This window comes from Lacrimispora sp. (assembly GCF_031982545.1).
In the GTDB taxonomy this organism is placed as follows: domain Bacteria; phylum Bacillota; class Clostridia; order Lachnospirales; family Lachnospiraceae; genus Lacrimispora.
On record NZ_DALYXB010000001.1, the window covers coordinates 86,379 to 104,780 of the forward strand.

At 43.1% G+C, this 18,402-nt stretch carries 16 protein-coding genes; 1 reads left to right on the forward strand and 15 read right to left on the reverse strand.

From position 1 onward, the window contains the following. Positions 1–72: 72 nt before the first annotated feature. From ABS301_RS00375 to ABS301_RS00435, 13 genes are all read right to left on the reverse strand, one after another. Positions 73–1,071 (reverse strand): galactose/methyl galactoside ABC transporter permease MglC, encoded by a 999-nt coding sequence (locus ABS301_RS00375; protein WP_349670306.1) that lies wholly within the window; start codon positions 1,069–1,071, stop codon positions 73–75. Continuing rightward, on the reverse strand, positions 1,068–2,621 hold the full coding sequence (locus ABS301_RS00380) for a sugar ABC transporter ATP-binding protein (RefSeq protein ID WP_349670307.1): 1,554 nt from the start codon (positions 2,619–2,621) through the stop codon (positions 1,068–1,070). Before ABS301_RS00380 ends, ABS301_RS00375 begins: the two co-directional genes overlap by 4 nt. Positions 2,622–2,784: 163 nt before the next feature. Beyond that, positions 2,785–3,912 (reverse strand): galactose ABC transporter substrate-binding protein, encoded by a 1,128-nt coding sequence (locus tag ABS301_RS00385; RefSeq protein ID WP_349670308.1) that lies wholly within the window; start codon positions 3,910–3,912, stop codon positions 2,785–2,787. Between the two features lie 194 nt (positions 3,913–4,106). After that, on the reverse strand, positions 4,107–5,129 hold the full coding sequence (locus tag ABS301_RS00390; protein ID WP_349670309.1) for a galactose ABC transporter substrate-binding protein: 1,023 nt from the start codon (positions 5,127–5,129) through the stop codon (positions 4,107–4,109). A gap of 14 nt (positions 5,130–5,143) precedes the next feature. Further along, the gene (locus ABS301_RS00395; protein WP_349670310.1) at positions 5,144–6,115 is read right to left on the reverse strand and encodes a substrate-binding domain-containing protein; all 972 of its coding nucleotides are present in this window, start codon (positions 6,113–6,115) and stop codon (positions 5,144–5,146) included. Continuing rightward, a complete protein-coding gene (locus ABS301_RS00400; RefSeq protein WP_349670311.1) occupies positions 6,112–7,884 on the reverse strand; it encodes a sensor histidine kinase in 1,773 nt (590 codons plus the stop codon). Before ABS301_RS00400 ends, ABS301_RS00395 begins: the two co-directional genes overlap by 4 nt. After that, positions 7,884–9,494 (reverse strand): response regulator transcription factor, encoded by a 1,611-nt coding sequence (locus ABS301_RS00405; protein WP_349670312.1) that lies wholly within the window; start codon positions 9,492–9,494, stop codon positions 7,884–7,886. The genes ABS301_RS00400 and ABS301_RS00405 overlap by 1 nt, the downstream gene beginning before the upstream one ends. Positions 9,495–9,524: 30 nt before the next feature. Then, a complete protein-coding gene (locus ABS301_RS00410) occupies positions 9,525–10,160 on the reverse strand; it encodes a precorrin-8X methylmutase (protein ID WP_349670313.1) in 636 nt (211 codons plus the stop codon). Continuing rightward, a complete protein-coding gene (locus tag ABS301_RS00415) occupies positions 10,150–11,697 on the reverse strand; it encodes a cobyric acid synthase (protein ID WP_349670314.1) in 1,548 nt (515 codons plus the stop codon). The genes ABS301_RS00410 and ABS301_RS00415 overlap by 11 nt, the downstream gene beginning before the upstream one ends. A gap of 4 nt (positions 11,698–11,701) precedes the next feature. Then, positions 11,702–12,790, reverse strand: a complete 1,089-nt coding sequence (locus ABS301_RS00420) for a pyridoxal phosphate-dependent aminotransferase (protein WP_349670315.1) — start codon at positions 12,788–12,790, stop codon at positions 11,702–11,704. A 28-nt stretch (positions 12,791–12,818) separates the two neighbouring features. After that, positions 12,819–13,799: an adenosylcobinamide-phosphate synthase CbiB gene (gene cbiB / locus ABS301_RS00425; RefSeq protein WP_349670316.1), complete on the reverse strand. Its 981-nt coding sequence runs from the start codon at positions 13,797–13,799 to the stop codon at positions 12,819–12,821. Positions 13,800–13,819: 20 nt separating this feature from the next. Next, positions 13,820–14,209 (reverse strand): bifunctional adenosylcobinamide kinase/adenosylcobinamide-phosphate guanylyltransferase, encoded by a 390-nt coding sequence (locus ABS301_RS00430; protein WP_349670317.1) that lies wholly within the window; start codon positions 14,207–14,209, stop codon positions 13,820–13,822. Between the two features lie 24 nt (positions 14,210–14,233). Beyond that, positions 14,234–14,995: an adenosylcobinamide-GDP ribazoletransferase gene (locus tag ABS301_RS00435; RefSeq protein ID WP_349670318.1), complete on the reverse strand. Its 762-nt coding sequence runs from the start codon at positions 14,993–14,995 to the stop codon at positions 14,234–14,236. A 187-nt stretch (positions 14,996–15,182) separates the two neighbouring features. Between ABS301_RS00435 and ABS301_RS00440 the strand changes: the two genes are divergently transcribed. Further along, positions 15,183–15,671, forward strand: coding sequence for a YcxB family protein (locus ABS301_RS00440; RefSeq protein ID WP_349670319.1), 489 nt, complete (start codon positions 15,183–15,185; stop codon positions 15,669–15,671). 68 nt (positions 15,672–15,739) lie between these two features. On the opposite strand, the gene hydF is transcribed toward ABS301_RS00440, so the two are convergent. Together hydF and hydG are read right to left on the reverse strand one after the other, a co-directional pair. Next, a complete protein-coding gene (hydF, locus tag ABS301_RS00445) occupies positions 15,740–16,933 on the reverse strand; it encodes a [FeFe] hydrogenase H-cluster maturation GTPase HydF (RefSeq protein ID WP_349670320.1) in 1,194 nt (397 codons plus the stop codon). 33 nt (positions 16,934–16,966) lie between these two features. Further along, complete coding sequence (gene hydG / locus ABS301_RS00450) at positions 16,967–18,382, reverse strand: [FeFe] hydrogenase H-cluster radical SAM maturase HydG (RefSeq protein WP_349670321.1); 1,416 nt, start codon at positions 18,380–18,382, stop codon at positions 16,967–16,969. Positions 18,383–18,402 lie beyond the last annotated feature (20 nt).

Here is an 18,402-nt window from a genome sequence, read left to right on the forward strand (position 1 = left end):
TAAACAGTCGTGAATGTACGAAAAAGCGTCCTGAAAGGCATTACTGCCGGACAAGACGCTTTTTTTAAGGATTTATTTCTTGGCAATATATTTTCTGATATCAAGAGCAATCGCAACTACGATAACGATACCCTGAGCAATGTACTGATAGTTGGTGTTAACTCCTAAATACTGGAGACAGGTTTTTAAAATTTCGAAAACAAGAACACCGATTAAAACGCCGGATACTTTACCGATACCACCGTTTACAGATACACCTCCGATGGTACATGCTGCAATTGCTTCAAGTTCCCAGCCCATACCCATGTTAACGGAAGATCCACCTGATTTTGCACCTACCAGAAATCCGCCCAGTGCGTAAAGTGCAGCAGCTGTCACATAGATAATAATCTTTGTCTTTTTGGTATTAACACCGGAAACTTCTGCTGCCTGTTCATTGCCGCCGATGGCATACATGTATTTTCCATGAGGAGTCTTATTATAAACGAACCAGATCACAAGTCCTACTGCAAGGGCAATTAAAAACAGATAAGGCACGAAACCAAACAGTCTTCCTTTTGCCACTTCCGTATAGGCCGGACGGTAACCGCCGATGGGTGTTGCGTTGGTATAAACAAGGCAGGCACCGTATACAATCAGCTGCATACCCAGTGTTCCGATAAAAGCGGGAACCTGCAGATAGGAAATCACCAGACCATTGATCAGACCAAACAATGCAGCAACTAAAATACAGATTAACAATACTACGAATACCCACCAGATACCAAAATCGGGAAGATTGGGGAAAAACTTGCCGCTGTAGCCCGGTTTCTGTAAAAGAGTCCCTGCAAGGCAGGCGGAAAGGCCTACAATACGTCCTGCAGAAAGATCAGTACCTCTGGTAATCAGGCAGCCTGATACACCGCAGGCAATGATGAAACGGGGTGCCACATTTAAGGCAATATTTTTTAGATTGTCAGGTGTTGCGAATGATGGTTGCTTTATTGCCGTAAAAATGGCAAGCAGGATGAGGACAACGATGATTCCATTATTTATAAGGAAATCCTTCATATTTATCTTCTTAGCTGTCATGACTTAACCTCCTGTTTGGAATTATTTTCCGTTATGTTTATATCGAATTTAGTGGCATATGCCATGATTTTCTCCTGGGTTGCCTCACTATCCTCTACTTCTCCTGTGATTCGTCCGCCGCACATTACGATAATCCGGTTTGACATACCGATTAGCTCCGGCATTTCAGAGGAAATCATGATGATGGATTTGCCCTGCTTTACAAGGTCAATCATAATCTGATAAATCTCATACTTTGCGCCTACGTCGATACCTCTTGTCGGCTCATCCATGATTAAAATTTCAGGATTGCTTGCAAGCCATCTGGCAATAATTACTTTTTGCTGATTTCCACCGGAAAGGGACTGGATCTGCGTCCTGTCGTTTGGAGTTTTTATACTCAGCTTTGCAATGCTGTCCTTTACAACCGATGCTACTCTCTTCTTCTGAATCACTCCCGCTGTAGTATAATTGCGGTAAGAAGCAATGGCTGTATTGTCAGAAATGCTTAAGCATCCAAAGATACCGTTTCCTCTTCGGTCTTCTGTAATCATTCCCACTGAATCGCCTATGGCATCCTTTGGGCATTTAATCTCAACTTTTTTTCCAAGGACTTGAACTTCTCCCCCGGAAATGTTCCTCATTCCAAATATGGCTTCCATTAATTCGGTTCTCTGAGCTCCTACCAGACCTCCGAATCCCAGAATCTCTCCCTTTTTCAGTTCAAAGGAACAATCCTGAAAAGAACGTTCATGAATACTGCTTAAATGGCTTACCTTTAAAACGGTTTCTTCCGTTCGGTAATCATCCTTTGGAGGGTAAACATTTCCCAGTTCTCTTCCTACCATCTGTTTTACAATCTCTTCGTCAGAGATATCTGCCACTTCCCATGAACCAACGTAGGTTCCATCCCGCATGATGGTGATGTCATCTGCAATCTGTCTGATCTCTGCCATTTTATGGCTGATATATATCATAGAAACTCCGCGGGACTTTAAGTCCCTGATAATACGGAACAGTGCTTCTACCTCATTATCAGTCAGTGATGAAGTAGGTTCATCCAGAATCACCAGTTTTGCATTCTGGCTGACTGCCTTTGCAATTTCTACTGACTGCATTTGTCCGATTGATAAGGTCCCAAGTTTTGCTTTGGGATTGAACGTCATTTTAACATCTTTTAACCATTTTTCTGCTTCTGCATTCATGGTTTTATGATCAATTACTTTAAGCGGTCCTATTTTATATATTGGAAACCGTCCAAGATACATATTCTCTGCAATAGAGCGAGCCGGTACCGGCTGAAGTTCCTGGTGTACCATAGCAAGGCCTTTGTGAAGTGCCTCATCCGGATTGGCAATGTTTACCTTCTCACCATCAATCAGGACTTCACCTTCATCCATCTTGTATATGCCAAACAGGCATTTCATCAGTGTTGACTTACCTGCTCCGTTCTCTCCCATCAGAGCGTGAACGGTACCGGGACGTACTTTTAAATTGATTTTATCGAGCGCTTTGACGCCAGGGAAGGATTTGCTGATTCCAACCATTTCCAGTCTGTAATTCTCTGCCATCCCGCTTCTCCTTTCATTGATTCGTCCGTTTTTCCGGACATAAAGGGATACCTGTTAAGGTATTTCATTGATTCGTCCGTTTTTCCGGACATAAAGGGATACCTCTAACTTTTAAAAATCGGGTGTGCCTTACCGACACACCCGCAATTTCGGCTGTTGAATATTATTTTTTTAATTTGTCAAGAGTATCCTGTGCATTTGCCTTGGTAACCTTGATATAGTCTACCATGTTAACGTTCTCAACAGAATCACCCTTTAAGAACTTAGCAGCCATATCGCTTGCTGTCTGAGCCTGAGAGAAATGATCGTTAAATACGGTACCAGTCTGTTTGTCATCAATAACGTTCTGAACAGCTTCTGTTAACGCATCAACACCTACTAAATAGATATCTTTGTTTACAGTACGTCCTGCTGCTTCGATTGCCTGAAGAGCACCAAGTGCCATAGCATCGTTGTTACAGAAGATAACTTCGATCTGATCGCCATACTGTGTCAGAGCATCCTGAGCAATCTGCTGTGCTTTTGCCTGATCCCAGTCACCACGCTGTTTTAAGAGCTCTTTTACTTTTACGCCCTTGTCAGTCAGTGCTTTTACAGAGAATTCGGTTCTGTACTGTGCATCTACATTCTCCGGGTCACCCTGGATCATGATGTAGTTAACTACGCCGTCGCCGTTGATATCGCCCTTGTTGGAAGTTTCAAGAATTTCTTCACCCTGATAGGTTCCGGATTGTCTTGCATCACATCCTACATAAGTTGCATTGATCTTTTCATCTTTCCATCTCTGCTCTTCTTCTGGATCTGGCTCACGGTTAATGTAAACAACAGGGATTCCTGCTTCTTTACACATATTTGTGATTTCTGGAGCGGAAGAAGCCTGAACAAGATTTAAAATAAGTACGTCATATTTCTGGGTAATGAAGTTCTGGATCTGGTTGGTCTGTTCTGCCTGATCTCCCTTACCATCCTGAATTACTACATTATCTTTCTTAAAGCCCAGGTCTTCAGTTAAATAGCGCTGAAGTTCTGTACGATAAAGTGTCATGAAGTTATCATCGAATTTGTAAATGGAAATACCAACTTTCTTATCAGCTAAATCCCCGCCTACTGCTTCTTTAACAGCTGCTGCAGTAGTTTCTGCTGATTTGGTTTCTTCCTTCTTTGTTTCTGCTGCAGTGGTCGCTGCCTCAGATGCTGCTGTTGTGGCCTTTGAGCTGGAACCGCAGCCTGCCATGGAAAATACCATTGCAGAAGCGAGACCTACTGCTACTACTTTTTTGAGTAATCTCATGATAAATCCTCCCTTATCATTATATAATTGTGTTCGATTGGCACTTTTACCTCATCGACATGCACATTATAACTTTAATTTGTGCACTATTCCATATAATTTTCTTGGTATATGTATCGATTTTTTTAGATTTTTCATGATTCACTCAGTTTTTTTATAATTTTTTATTGATAAATACCAATTTTCCTGTTTCCCTATTTGGCAGTCAGGGTATTTTGTCTGCATTCATAATACTTATCCCGGCTTAAATCCACTGTTTCCTGTACATTTTTACCAAGAGCCTCTGCTGCCGCAATTTTAAAAATCACTCCGGCATACTCATCGCTGTCACATTGTACGGTACCAAACAGTTTTCCTTCCCGGACGCCTTCAATTCCCTGGGGTGTCCCATCAATACCAACCACCTTGACTGGCCTGGAACTTCCCTTTCGTTCAATGGCATCCGCTGCTCCCAGTGCCATATCATCGTTATTGCAGATCACCACTTCAATTTCATCCGGATACTGGGTCAGCCACTGCTCCATCCAGGCAGAAGCCTGGCTTCTGTCCCAGTTTGCTATGGCGCCCGTAATCTTTTCCAGAGGTACCCCTCCATCCTTCAGTGTCTGGATGGACCACTCGGTTCTGATCAGAGAATCCTGATGGCTGCTCTCTCCTTCCAAAAGGACATAGCTCACCTTACCATCTCCGTTTATATCCAGAGAAGTTGGGTCAGCCTTGTAAGCTTCTACCAGCATATTTCCCTGGAGCGTAGCGGACTCTTTTGCATTTTCCCCTACATAGTATAGCTTTTCCCAGCGCCGCATATCCTCTTCCACCGGCTCCCGGTTAAAAAATACTACCGGCGTATCTGCATCCATTGCTTTTCCGATAATATTTGATGCAGCCGACCGGTCAACCATATTGACACAGATTGCATCATATCCCAGAGAAATAAAACGGTCTACCTGATTGTTCTGGGTATTCTGGTTTCCCTTTGCATCCACAATTTCCATAACAACCTTAATCCCGGTGTTCTTTTCATATTCCTTGGCCTGATCCTCTAATTTTCCCCTTATGGTGTTAATAAACGAATCATCTCCCCGGTATAAAGTCACCCCAATGCGAACTGCTTTGTTCCCTTCTATTTTCCCGGATTTATAGTTCTGATAAAAAAAGCCCAGAATAACAACAAACAAAAGAATAACCGCTGCCAGCACTCCATATTTTTTTTTCATTTCTATTCCCCCATTTAGTCAATCGGATATAAGATTTTTTCAAATTTGCTCTCTCTTAAATCTTCTCTTCGGATATAATAAGAATCCAGTACAATCTGCTCCTTTTGAAATCCTCTGTGGACCGACTCAACCGCTTTTTCAATGCTCCTGTAACCCGCATCAAACTGGTCACTTACCACCAGTCCTTTTATCACCCCGTTGTCCAGATCAGTCAAAAGCCTGGTGGTACTTCCTACCCCGTAAAGACCATCCACATAACTGCCATAAACCGGACTTCCTGCAATAATTTCTGCCGTTTCATCCAGACTTTTTGTATCAATCGCTGCTATAATCACTTTTTCGCTGCCTGGATAGACCAGTCCTTCTATGGCTTTGCGAAAGGTCTCTTCCATGGTCTTTTTATAAATCTTTACAGTAAAACCGGCGTTTTTCAGTTCACTTTCAGCACCTGCATAAATATCCCGGTTGTATCCATAGTCTAACCCTTCCATAAAGATCCATACCGGTTTACCAGGAGAATTCTCTCTCGCAATTGCCTGTCCCAGCTTACGCCCTTCCTCTTCAAAATCCGGAGCAATCCCGCTTTTCACCTTCTCGTTGGGAATTAAGTTACCAACAATGACTGCAGGACAGTTTAAAACCATATCATCCATTTTTTTAGCGCATTCTTCCGGCTTTACCGGAACTAACACAACTGCTAACGCTCCGTCATTAATTTCCCGTTTTACCAGTTCCAGCTGCTGATCCTGATCTCCCTTTTCATAAAGCGTAATGAAACTGACGTCAACATTGTATTCTTCTGCCGCCTTATCCGCACCTTTTCTGAAATTGGCAAAATAATCATCTGAGGTATCGCTGATAATAATGGAAATCGGATAAATAACTGTCTTTTTTTCCTTAATGATCAAATCCGTGGAGGACAAAAGAAACAGGATCACAAGCACTACCGGCAAAATAACCCACAAAATTTTTTCCTGTTTTGTCATGATCGTTTCTCCTTTTCTAAAACGGAATCATAGGTCACAGCAGGGAGGAGAATGGTAATGGTGGTTCCCTCATCAGGCTCGGAATCAATGGTTAACCCGTACTTTTCCCCGAAATAAAGCTTAATTCTTTCATTCACATTCTTCACTCCAATACCGGAACCCTTTTTCGAGGTAACATGAACCTCATGGGAAAAGAGGCTTTTCACCTGTTCCTCTGTCATACCCAGGCCATTATCAGAAACCTGGATAATCAGATCATCTTCCTTTCGCATCACCGATAATTTTATCTCCCCTTCCCCATCCATGAATTCCATTCCATGATAGATGGCATTCTCCACCAGCGGCTGCAGAATCAGTTTTAAACTGGTTAATTCCATACATTCTTCGTCTGCCTGAATTTCATAGGAAAATTTATTTTTAAAACGCATATGCTGGATCATTAAATAGCTTCTTACATGTTCCAGTTCATCCCGGACAGTAATAATGCTTTTTCCTTTACTTAAGCTGATCCGGAAAAACCGGGCAAGTGCTGTAACCGCCTTAACCGCTTCGTTCTTTTGTTCATTTTCAATCATCCAGACGATAATGTCCAGAGTATTGTATAAAAAATGGGGATTAATTTGTGATTGCAGGGTATCAAATTCCTGTTTTCGTTTGGCCTCGTGTTCCGTTACAATATCATCCATCAGGACGCGGATCTGAATTGCCATATTTTTAATGGAATTTCCCAAATGCTGAATTTCATAAGAGCCTCCGATGGAAACTGCAGTTTCCAAATCCCCTTCTTCCAGGATTCCTACGGATTTTTCCAACTCCTTGATAGGATTTGTTATGCGAGATGAGATATAGGAGTTGATCAGTACAAGTATAAATAAGATAAGAGTAATCATGAATACAATAAAAAGCCTGGTTTTGATGGTATTTAAGGAAACCACACTGTTAGGCGTAACCCCCACGATTTTCCAGCCTGTATAGCCCACTGACTTTACCGTTATAATTCTGTTATCCCCTTCAAAAACTTCACGGTGAATCCCATCCTTATATCCGGATGCCACTTGATTGTTTTCCTTTAGCCGGCCCGAGTCAATTAACTGAATTCTGGGGTGATACAGGATCTCTCCGTCGCTTCCGATCAGGTAGACATAACCGCCTTTTCCTGTGGTGACTCCTTCAAATAAATGCTCCAGGCTGGAATAGCTTAAATCCACCAGCAGAACACCCTGGGTGGTAGATGTTCCTTCCGTCAGCTCCACCGCTCTGGACAGGGAGATCACCCACCGGTACTGGTTTTCATTGTTTTCAAATATATACTGGACATGGGGATCGGAAAAATGCTGGTTCTCCGTTTTTTCAAGAGCATTAGCAAACCATTTCTCCCCGGTTACGTTAAGATTGTTTTTCAGTCTTGCTGCAGGAACAGACTCCACCATTGCTCCGCCCTGGGTGAAAAGGGCAATGTTATCCACATTGTCCTTATTGTTGTCATACAGAAGGGTGATCTCATTATTAATGGACTGGGAAGAAAGGTCTGCATTTTTCACAGCGCCATAATAAAGAGAATCAGATAGTTTCATAACGGTCCGTAAGTAGGATTCCACAGACCGTGCCACCTGATTAATCAGGCTCTGATTCTCCTCCTGTACCACCTCTGCAACCTGAGAGGAAAGACGCTGGTATAAGGAAAGGGAAATAAGCAGACCTGCGGCAAGCGCCGTTATGGTAAAATATACGAAAATGGTATAACGAATGCTGTTATTCTTCTTTTCCATTACCTCACTCCGCGAAATTTAGTAGGTGAAACTCCAAATTTCTTTTTAAACACATAACTGAAATAGTTTTGCTCCGGATACCCCACCTTTGCCGCAATGACATAGGTTTTATCCTCGGTTTTGTTTAACAGCTCCACTGCCTTGTTTAACCGGAGATCAGTTAAATAGGCGATATAGGCCTGTCCGGTTTCCTTTTTAAACAGTGTGGAAAAATAAGCCGGGCTCATATGCAGATGGCGGCAGATCATTTCAACGGATAAATCCGGATTCTGGTAATGATCCATAATATACTGTCTCGCCTCCTGAATCACCTGTCTTGTGGTAAGATCACGTTCCTGATTAATCGCCTGATTGATCTTTTCTGCAGCCTTGTAAAGCCAGGAACCAAATTCCCCTTTTTGCATCTTATCAAAGAATGTCATGGACTCTAAATCCCAGCCCATGATTTCTTCCAGATCAAGATCATACTGCTGTACCAACTGTATCACACTGTTTAATACTCCGAACATATAAACCTGCTGCTGTCTGAAATGTACTTTTGCAGATTCCATTTTACGAATAATCTGTGTCACAGAAGCTTCAATCTTTCCATCAGGACCAAACTTGATCGCCGAAATCAGATCTGCCTCCAATACACTGTCAAAAACCAGCTTTCCGCCTCCCACTGGTTCCATATCATTGATATAGATGGTGCTGCCTTTTCCAGCTATGGCTTTATAACCAAGAGCATCAATCGCCGACTGGTATGCGTATGGGATATTGGATAATTCCTCACAGCTGTGACCGATTCCTATGGTAACGGGAACCTCCAGAATTCTCTTCGTTTCCTTGCAGATATCTCCAAAAACATCGATCAGCCCGGTGATGAAATCGTCATCGAGGGCGACCACCACTACCATCTCGGCTTCCAAAACAGACTGAAACAATGCAAATCTGCAGTATCCTTCCAGCTTTTCCCTGATAATCTGCATAACAGAAACAGGGATCAGTTCCTCCTCACTGTGAAGGCTCAGGGTATCATTTACCTCAGCCCGTTCAACCGAAACGGCTGCTATAATCCATTTCCATGCGCCAGCGATAGGAATATCGTATTCTTTAAGCTTCTGCTCTGCTATTTCGTTGGAAAGGTTCTTGTGTACCAGATCATTAAAGAATTGCTCCCGGAATACAGGAAGGCTCTTTCTGTAATTTTCCCTGAGCCTGTTAATGTTGCGTTTTTCCTCAATTTCCCGGTCAAGGTTGCTTTTAATTCTTTTTAAAATAGAGGTAAGCTCCTCCACATTAACAGGCTTTAGAATGTATTCGGTCACATTTAGCTTAATCGCTTTCTGGGCATATTCAAAGTCGTCGTATCCGGAAAAAATAACAACTTTCATAGACGGATAACGCTGTCTTATTTTCTCTGCCAGTGCAAGACCATCCATATAAGGCATCCGGATATCCGTCAGCACCACATCCGGCTCCAGCACCTCTATTTTTTCAATTGCATCTTCCCCGTTTTCTGCGTCACCCACCATTTTAAAGCCAGCTGACTGCCATTCGATTTTCTTTATAATGCTTTTGCGGACTTCTTCTTCATCATCCACTAAAATGATACTGTATAGATCCATGCTGTTTTACCCCTTTAAGAAACCTTGCTGTTATGAAATCTGATAAAGCATTGCATTGACAATTGCTGCTGCTACATTACTGCCGCCCTTTCTTCCTCTTGCCACAATATAGGGCACATCGGGAAGAGATAAAATCATCTCTTTGGACTGAATTACATTGACAAACCCCACTGGTACACCGATGATTAATCTGGGTTTTATGATTCCTTCCTGTATCAGCTCATGAAGATGAACCAGGGCAGTGGGTGCATTGCCAATGGCAAAAATACATTCCTTTGACAATCTGGACGCCTTATCCATGCTGGCATGAGCTCTCGTCGTCTGCCTGTTTTTCGCATCCTCCGCCACATCCTCATCTGCCATAAAACAGTGGACGCTGCTGCCTGCCCGTTCCAGTGCTTTTTTATTGATTCCTGCTTTTCCCATGTTGGTATCAGTAATTACCGGAATTCCTTCTTTTAATGCTTCTATTCCAAGCTTAACCGCGTGGGGCGAAAATATCAGCTGATCAGCATAATCAAAATCTGCCGTTGTATGAATCACCCGTTTGATTACCAGTTCCTGCTCCGGATCCAGTTTCTTATCTCCCAGTTCCTGTGTTATAATTTCAAAACTTCTCTTTTCTATTTCTTCAGGGCGAACCCGTTCCAGTTCTCTAAATTCCATTCTTTCCTCCGTTGTCACCGTCTAATCCCATAAGGCTGTAAATCCGGTCCATATTAAGGCTCTCCCGCAAAAGGTCTGCCAGTCTGTCATACTGTTTTTCTTTATAATCCTGGTAGCTGAAAGCCGTGCCCGGCTGGCTGGGCAGCCCTTTTTTCTTTCTCAGAGCCCCCACTATGGTATCTGCAATCTGCTCACTGTCAAAGAAACCGTGAATATAGGTTCCGTATACGTTCTTACACTGACAGCCGTCCATCTTTGCCAGATGGGAACCGGACTGGCTTTCCATCACATAGGATAAGGGCGGCAGGGCACGTTCTGTCTGACCCATGTGAATTTCATAGCCTTCTATATTCATTCCAGATAAATCTTCAAAGATCCCTTCCACTGCCGTACAGGAACCAGTCACTCTTGTTCTGGTTTTTTCTGCTCCAAATTCAGTCCGTATGGGAAGCAGCCCCATACCCCGTACAGAGGAAAGACCGGAATCAGATTCCACTGCCAGCGGATCCTTTAACTGTTCTCCAAGGATCTGAAAGCCGCCGCAGATTCCAAACACCGGAACTCCTGATGAATTCAGCTTTAACACTCCAGCCTCCAGACCATTCTGACGCAGCCAGAGAAGATCCTCTATGGTGTTCTTGCTTCCCGGTAAAATCACAAGATCCGGTTTTCCAAGAGCCGATACAGAATCCACATAGCGAAGAGCCACAGACGGTATGGTAGAGAATACAGAAAAATCTGTAAAGTTAGAGATTCTCGGAAAACGGATGACCGCTATCTCTACCTCTGCCCCCTCTGTTTTTGCAGTCATGGAAAGATGATTTCCCAAACTGTCTTCGTCCTCGATATCCACATCCATATATGGAACCACTCCAGCCACGGGTATGTGAAGCCGTTCTGTTATCATGTCAAGACCAGGTTCTAATATGGATTTATCTCCCCGGAATTTATTTACGATAAGACCGCCGATTCTGTCTTTCTCTTCCGGCTCTAAAAGCATAACAGTTCCATAAAGCTGTGCAAATACTCCGCCCCGGTCAATATCTCCAACAAGCAGCACTGGTGCATCTGCCATCTTAGCCATGCCCATATTGACAATGTCTTCCTGCTTTAGATTGATCTCTGCCGGACTTCCTGCGCCTTCAATTACAATAATGTCGTATTCCTCTGACAATGTATCAAACGCCTTCTTTATTTCCGGTATCAGTTTCTTTTTATAGGCAAAATACTCTTTTGCCGGCATATTGCCAATGGACACGCCATTGACAATTACCTGGGAACCGGTATCGTTGGTGGGTTTCAGCAAAACCGGATTCATGGCTGCCACAGGCTTTACGCCTGCTGCCTCAGCCTGTACCACCTGCGCCCGCCCCATCTCAAGCCCTTCCTCTGTAATAAAGGAATTAAGTGCCATATTCTGGGATTTAAATGGTGCCACCCGGTATCCATCCTGCTTAAAGATCCGGCATAATCCAGCCGTAATCAGACTTTTCCCTGCATTGGACATGGTCCCCTGAATCATAATTGTCTTTGCCATGTTCTCATTCTCCTTTTGTCAGTATGGATTTTAATACTGCAAGAAATGCATCATTTTCCATTCTCTGTTTGATACAGATTCGGTAATAAGCATGATCAAGCCCTCTGTAATTGGAACAGGACCTTATCAGCACCTGCCTGTCAAGCAATTCATTGTATAAAAGCTTTTCCACATTACGGGCGTTTTCTCTTGTATCTTTAAAAAACAAATAGTTTGCCATAGAATCATATACCAGAAAGCCCATGTCTTTTAAGTTTTTCTTTAAGTATTCCCGTTCACCGGAAATCAGCTTCCTTGTTTCTTTTACATATTCCGTTTCACCAAGAGCTGCTTCACCGGCTGCCTGAGCAAGCGCAGACACGCTCCAGGGCTGGCGGATCCGGTTCATGAGTTCTATGGTTTTCTCGCCTGTGGTTATCCCATAACCAAGGCGGACTCCCGCCATGGCATAAATTTTTGTAAATGCTTTTAAAACAAATACTTGATCATAACCGCCCTTTGAAATCACTTCCAGTACGGAATAAGATTCCGGATCGTCGAGAAATTCATTAAAGCATTCATCTATTACACAGTAGATTCCTTTTTCTGAGCAAACGTCAAGAAGTTCTTTCATCTCCTCTTTTGGGAGCGCAAACCCGGTGGGGTTATTGGGATTGCACAGAAATAACATATCTACTTCCTGATCGTTTTCTTTCAGCCACCTGGTTATTTCTTTTACAGATAAGTGAAATCCATCCCTCTCTTTTAAATCATACCATACAATTTCTGCAGAAACCGTCTCTAACGCCTGTTCATATTCCAGAAAGGAAGGGGCGATTAACAGAGCCCTCCTGGGTTTTATAACCTGTACAATCTGAAAAATCAAATCTGCCGCTCCATTTCCACAGATAAGCTGCTTTTCGGAAAAGCCATGGAAAGCTCCCAGTTCTGTGATTAATTTGCTGCAGCGGCTGTCCGGATAACAGGAACAGTTTTCTACCGCCTGTAATAATGCATTTTTAACACCTTTCGCAAGCCCAAGAGGATTGATATTCGCTGAATAATCCATGGTAACCTGGTTGGTGTAAATGTCTCCTCCATGCTGATATTCCATATTTATTTCTCCCAATTATGTGTATCTTCTAAAATGTGATGAAAAGCAGGATTCCAACAGGAATCAGCGCCAGTATGTAAGTAAATGTCATCAATGTGTTAGTTCTAACGATATCTTTATACTCCACTGCCCTCACCGGATCTCCGATCACAGGCTTTTCATATAAGGTTCCAAAATACCATGCATTTCCAGCCAGTTCAATCTGAAGAATTCCCGCACATGCAGATTCCGTCTGTGCGGAGTTGGGACTTTTGTGATTAAAACGGTCACGTTTCCAGATCCGGAAACCATTATTCCCATTAAACTTACTGCCGAAAAGCAGCTGGCATAAATAGCCTGCCGCCAGCATGAAAAAAGCGGATACGCGGGCAGGAATAAAATTAACCAGATCATCCAGTTTTGCAGCACACCGTCCAAACCAGAGATACCGGTCATTTTTATAACCTACCATGGAATCCATGGTGTTCACTGCCTTATATAGGAATACACCGGTTCCTCCAAAGAGGGTCATGAAAATCAAAGGTGCAATCACACCATCAGAAGTATTCTCTGCCACAGTTTCCACCGCTGCCTTTGTAATCCCCATATCAGTGAGGGTTTTTGTATCACGGCCCACGATCATGGATACCGCATGCCTTGCCTCTTCCGTATCCTGTTTTAAAAATGCACGGTATACCTTCATACTCTCTTTTCTTAAGGAATGCCACGCCATCATCTGATAACACATGATACTTTCCAAAACAAGTCCGGCGACGGTGGAAATGCCGTAAGAAACGGCTAAGAGCGCAAAGGAAATTCCCCCTGCTGCAAGCAGTACCAGCAAAACCAGCCATACACCTGCCTGTCTTTCCCCTGCTTCATTTTCAGGAAACCGGGGTCTTAATTTTTTCTCCAGCCAGCTTATCAGGTTTCCGATTCCACAAACGGGGTGCCACAAGAATAAGGGATCTCCAAGGCATGCATCCAGAAAGCAGCCAATCAGAACCGCTATTAAATGATATTTAAACATAAGTCAGTCCTTTTTCTCTTCTATTTTATCCGGGCAGGTATCCCGCATACCATGCGGTAAACTTCGCCGCTGTGTTTTGCCAGTTTCACTGCCGTTCTTCCAGCACTTTCCCTCCACTGCCTGTCAAAGGGATCTTCGGGTACGATTCCGCAGCCAAGCTCATTCATGGTAATAATCACATCCGGATTATGTTCCACAATTTCCCGGATTAATTGGTCAGGGTCTTTTTCTTCTTTTAACAGTCTTCTGACGTATTCATGGAAATTATGTATGATTGTGCATTCAAGGGCTGCCTCACAGGGATCTGTGGCTCCCTCTATAACCTTTTCACTATCCTTTGTTTCTATATGTGCGATTTGCAGGGCATAGTCAAGCTTCCCCTGCCATGCTCCTCCGATAATTAATTTCATTCCAATTCCTTTCTGATGCCCATATCATTTCATATGGGACAGTATAGCCAGTCCCACCACAAGAGCCAACTCCAGAACCTGGAGAAAGTACCCTGCAAGATCTCCTGTGATACCCCCAAATTCCCGTTTTGACATATGATAATAATACAAAAACACCGCAAACGATATGGCAAAAACGCCTAAGACTGCCGGAGCTCCTGTCAGGAGCCATACTGTAAGCAAAGAAATAATAAGATAAAGAACCATAACAGTTCCAACCACTCTTTTATGAGCTCCATCTGAAAAAGCTGCAGCCAGACCGCTTTTTTTTGCCATGGGGAAGGTAACAACAGAGAGCCCGCTTAGCGCTCTTGTTATAACAAACGTAATACAAAATGCAGGAATCATAACTGGTCTCATTTCCATAAAGAATGCCAGATATAAAAGGAAATAGATTCCGCATCCAATGATCGCAAAGGCTCCTGTATGGGGGTCTTTGAGTATTTCCAGTTTTTTCTCTGTTTCACCGTGGGAAGATTTTGCATCAATTACATCCAGCAATCCATCCATATGGATTCCACCGGTAACCACTACAGGGATTACGACAGGCAGTATCTGTTCTAAAAAAGGAAATCCCAGGGTACGTAAAAGGAGAATGGCACCATACTCCAGCAGACCAATTACTGCTCCTATCAGCGGGAAGAAACACATGGCATATTTCATCCGTTCCTTTGTCCACTGAACCTGGGGCACAGGAATCCGGGAATACATGGAAAACGCGATCATCATACTGCCGGGAAGATTCATGGCACTGCCCCCTTTCTATCTATTAAACAGCTTTTTATTTTGTCATCTTACAGCCATTAAAAAATATAATATCACAAAATCTGGTAAATGTCATTTCCTAATCATGATCCAGTTTAGAGCGGAGAGTTCTTTTCCTTTTTCAATTTTTATGATAAACTTAAATCATCAATTATACGGGGGAAAATATATGTTATTGGAATTCACTTATACGAGAAATGAGTATGCAGACGGCTGGAGAAAATTTATTTTTCTGACAAAAGTAATTAGGAAATTCGATCTGGTCATTATGGCATTTTCTTTACTGATTCCGTTCTATTTATTCTATCAATACGGTTTCACCAGGGTTTATATCATACTGACTATCGTCATATATTTTTTTAATATTACGTTCATCGCAGTCTTTTTCATTCGGCCTTACCTATTTTATCAGGAATATGAACAACTTCATCATCCCTATAAGCTGCTGTTTGAAGACGATAAAATCACGTTTGACGCTCATGCCATCCATTCTATCTTATCCTGGGATATCTATAAACACTATATGGAGAACAAGGACTATTTTTATATTATTCAGAAAAAGCGTACCTACACCTTAATACCAAAACGCATTTTTGCTTCAGAAAATGAAATCAGCGCATTCCGACAGCTTTTAACCCATCATTTAACAACACCTTAAAACATTCAGGCTGCCGTATTCAAAGACACCATGGTCCTTGCTGCGGCAGCCCTATCAATAATTCTTGCCTAAATCAGTTTTTCCAGATCCGGAAGCACCTCTAAGCTTCTTTTTAAAATCCCCTTCATGTAAGCAATGGCAGTTCCATAGTTGGTAAAGGGCACTCCTGCATCCGCCGCTGTCTTTCTGCGGTATACCATCTCCCTCTCATTTAACATACAGCTGCCACAGTGAATAATCAGCTTATAGTCAGAAAGTTCTTCCGGGAACTCTCTGCCTGATGATGTTTCAATCACAAGATCCTTACCCGTAAATTCCTTCAGCCACCGGGGAAGTTTCACCGTACCGATGTCATCACACTGCCTGTGGTGGGTACAGCCCTCTGATATGAGAACTTTATCTCCATCCTTTAGGGTGCTGATTGCCGCCACACCTTTGATTGCATCCTCTAAAAAGCCTTTATACCGTGCCATCAGAATGGAAAAAGAGGTCAGGAGAATGTCATCCGGCGTATCCTTATTCACCTGTTCAAATGCCTGACTGTCTGTTATAACCAGATAGGGCCTGGTTCCAAGCTTTTCAATAGTCTGCTTAAGCTCGGTATCCCTAACGGATATGGCAACCGCTCCGGCCTCTAATATATCTCTCATGGTCTGCTGCTGTGGCAGAATAATTCTGCCCTTTGGAGCTGCAGAATCAATGGGGATTACCAGAATTACAAGATCACAGGGCTTTAGCAAATCGCCTACAATCCGCATCTTCATGTCTCCTGTATTAACCAGAACTCCGATCCGTTCTTTCAGTTCATGAATCCGAAATCCCGTCTGGGCGCTGACAGAAAGACCATCTTCATAATCGCCCTCCCCTACAAGATCCGACTTGTTATACGCAACTACATAAGGAATATTCTTCTCTTTAAACAATCCGATCAGCTGCTCTTCCACTTCTGTCTTTCCTGCAGTTCCATCTACCACCAGGACTGCACAGTCTACACGGTTTAAGATCTGCTTCGTCTTGCGCACCCGCATCTCTCCCAGGGTACCTTCATCATCAAATCCTGGTGTATCGATAATTACTACCGGACCCATGGGAAGAAGTTCCATGGATTTATGAACGGGATCTGTTGTGGTTCCTTTGATATCTGATACCACTGACAGCTCCTGTCCGGTTACTGCATTGACTACACTTGATTTTCCTGCATTGCGGCGGCCAAAAAAGCCGATATGAATTCTTTCAGATGACGGCGTCTCATTTAATCCCATGTTTATCTCCTCTTTTATGTCGTCTGCGTGGTATCAGAACCGGAAATCCCGGATTCCAGCTTCAATCTTTTCCAGATGATCTTCACAAATCGTCCGTACCTTCTCTTTGGGGATATTATTTAATTCAGCAGCAATTAACGCCTCGCCTACTTTCCGTGTATCCTCGGAAGCGTAGTCCATTAAATATTCTTTTAATGTCATCAATGCGTTTGGCTGGCAGCAGTTTTGAATCTGACCGCTTTTACAAAGACTCATAAAACGGTCGCCGGTTCTTCCTTCTCTGTAGCATGCCGTACAGAAAGAAGGGATATAGCCTAAATCCATCAGCCAGTGTACCACCTCATCAAGGGTTCTCTGGTCCGAAACGTCAAACTGCTCTGTATCGGTAGGGCGAACCTCCTCCTCATAACCGCCTACACTGGTTCTGGAACCGCCGCTGATCTGGGAAACGCCAAGGCGAATCACCTTTTCTCTCACACTCTGGCTCTCCCTGGTGGATACGATCATGCCTGTGTATGGAACACAGACACGGATCAGAGCGCACAGCTTTGCAAATATCTCGTCGCTAATTCCGTTAGAAAAAGCGTTGGGATCAATATCGTCAGCGCTCTTAATACGTGGGACACTGATGGTATGAGGGCCTACTCCATGAACTGCTTCTAAGTGCTCCGCATGCATTAACAGGCCTGCAAATTCATATTTGTACCGTTCCAGTCCAAATAAAACTCCGATTCCAACATCGTCAATACCGCCATCCATAGCCCTGTCCATGGCCTCTGTGTGGTAATCGTAATTATGCTTTGGTCCTGTTGGGTGAAGGCTTTCATAGCTTTCCTTGTGATATGTTTCCTGGAATAAAATATAGGTACCGATTCCGGCATCTTTTAATTTCCGGTAATTTTCCACAGTCGTAGCTGCTATGTTAACATTCACTCTTCGGATTTCACCGTTTTTATGCTTGATAGAATAAATGGTATTAATGCATTCCAGAATGTATTCAATGGGGTTATTAACAGGATCTTCTCCAGCTTCAAGGGCAAGCCGTTTATGTCCCATGTCCTGAAGGGCAACAACTTCTCTCGCCAGTTCTTCCTGTGTCAGTTTCTTTCTTGCAATGTGTTTGTTCTTTAAATGATAGGGGCAATAGGTACAGCCATTTACACAGTAATTGGACAGATAGAGAGGTGCAAACATAACAATCCGGGTACCGTAAAACCTCTTTTTGATCTCCTCTGCAAGATCATAAAGTTCTTTGATCTTTTCCGGGATATCGCAGGCTAAAAGAACGGAAGCCTCCCTGTGGGTTAGCCCCTTTAATTCTCTGGCCTTTGCAATAATCCGATCAATCAGTTCCACATTGTTTTTGTTTTGTTCCGCATAATCAAGAGTTTCCAGAATTTCTTCATGAGAAATGAATTCTTCCGCTTTCAGCGATTTTGGATCATACATAGTAATTCACCCTTTCTTTT

Coding starts and splice junctions, on each gene's coding strand:
- ABS301_RS00395 (WP_349670310.1), bottom strand. CDS start 6,115: ATGACAAAACAGGAAAAAATTTTGTGGGTTATTTTGCCGGTAGTGCTT.
- ABS301_RS00375 (WP_349670306.1), bottom strand. CDS start 1,071: ATGACAGCTAAGAAGATAAATATGAAGGATTTCCTTATAAATAATGGA.
- ABS301_RS00390 (WP_349670309.1), bottom strand. CDS start 5,129: ATGAAAAAAAAATATGGAGTGCTGGCAGCGGTTATTCTTTTGTTTGTT.
- ABS301_RS00420 (WP_349670315.1), bottom strand. CDS start 12,790: ATGGAATATCAGCATGGAGGAGACATTTACACCAACCAGGTTACCATG.
- ABS301_RS00385 (WP_349670308.1), bottom strand. CDS start 3,912: ATGAGATTACTCAAAAAAGTAGTAGCAGTAGGTCTCGCTTCTGCAATG.
- ABS301_RS00410 (WP_349670313.1), bottom strand. CDS start 10,160: ATGGAATTTAGAGAACTGGAACGGGTTCGCCCTGAAGAAATAGAAAAG.
- ABS301_RS00415 (WP_349670314.1), bottom strand. CDS start 11,697: ATGGCAAAGACAATTATGATTCAGGGGACCATGTCCAATGCAGGGAAA.
- ABS301_RS00380 (WP_349670307.1), bottom strand. CDS start 2,621: ATGGCAGAGAATTACAGACTGGAAATGGTTGGAATCAGCAAATCCTTC.
- ABS301_RS00400 (WP_349670311.1), bottom strand. CDS start 7,884: ATGGAAAAGAAGAATAACAGCATTCGTTATACCATTTTCGTATATTTT.
- hydF (WP_349670320.1), bottom strand. CDS start 16,933: ATGGGATTAAATGAGACGCCGTCATCTGAAAGAATTCATATCGGCTTT.
- cbiB (WP_349670316.1), bottom strand. CDS start 13,799: ATGTTTAAATATCATTTAATAGCGGTTCTGATTGGCTGCTTTCTGGAT.
- ABS301_RS00435 (WP_349670318.1), bottom strand. CDS start 14,995: ATGAATCTTCCCGGCAGTATGATGATCGCGTTTTCCATGTATTCCCGG.
- ABS301_RS00405 (WP_349670312.1), bottom strand. CDS start 9,494: ATGGATCTATACAGTATCATTTTAGTGGATGATGAAGAAGAAGTCCGC.
- hydG (WP_349670321.1), bottom strand. CDS start 18,382: ATGTATGATCCAAAATCGCTGAAAGCGGAAGAATTCATTTCTCATGAA.
- ABS301_RS00430 (WP_349670317.1), bottom strand. CDS start 14,209: ATGAAATTAATTATCGGAGGAGCATGGCAGGGGAAGCTTGACTATGCC.
- ABS301_RS00440 (WP_349670319.1), top strand. CDS start 15,183: ATGTTATTGGAATTCACTTATACGAGAAATGAGTATGCAGACGGCTGG.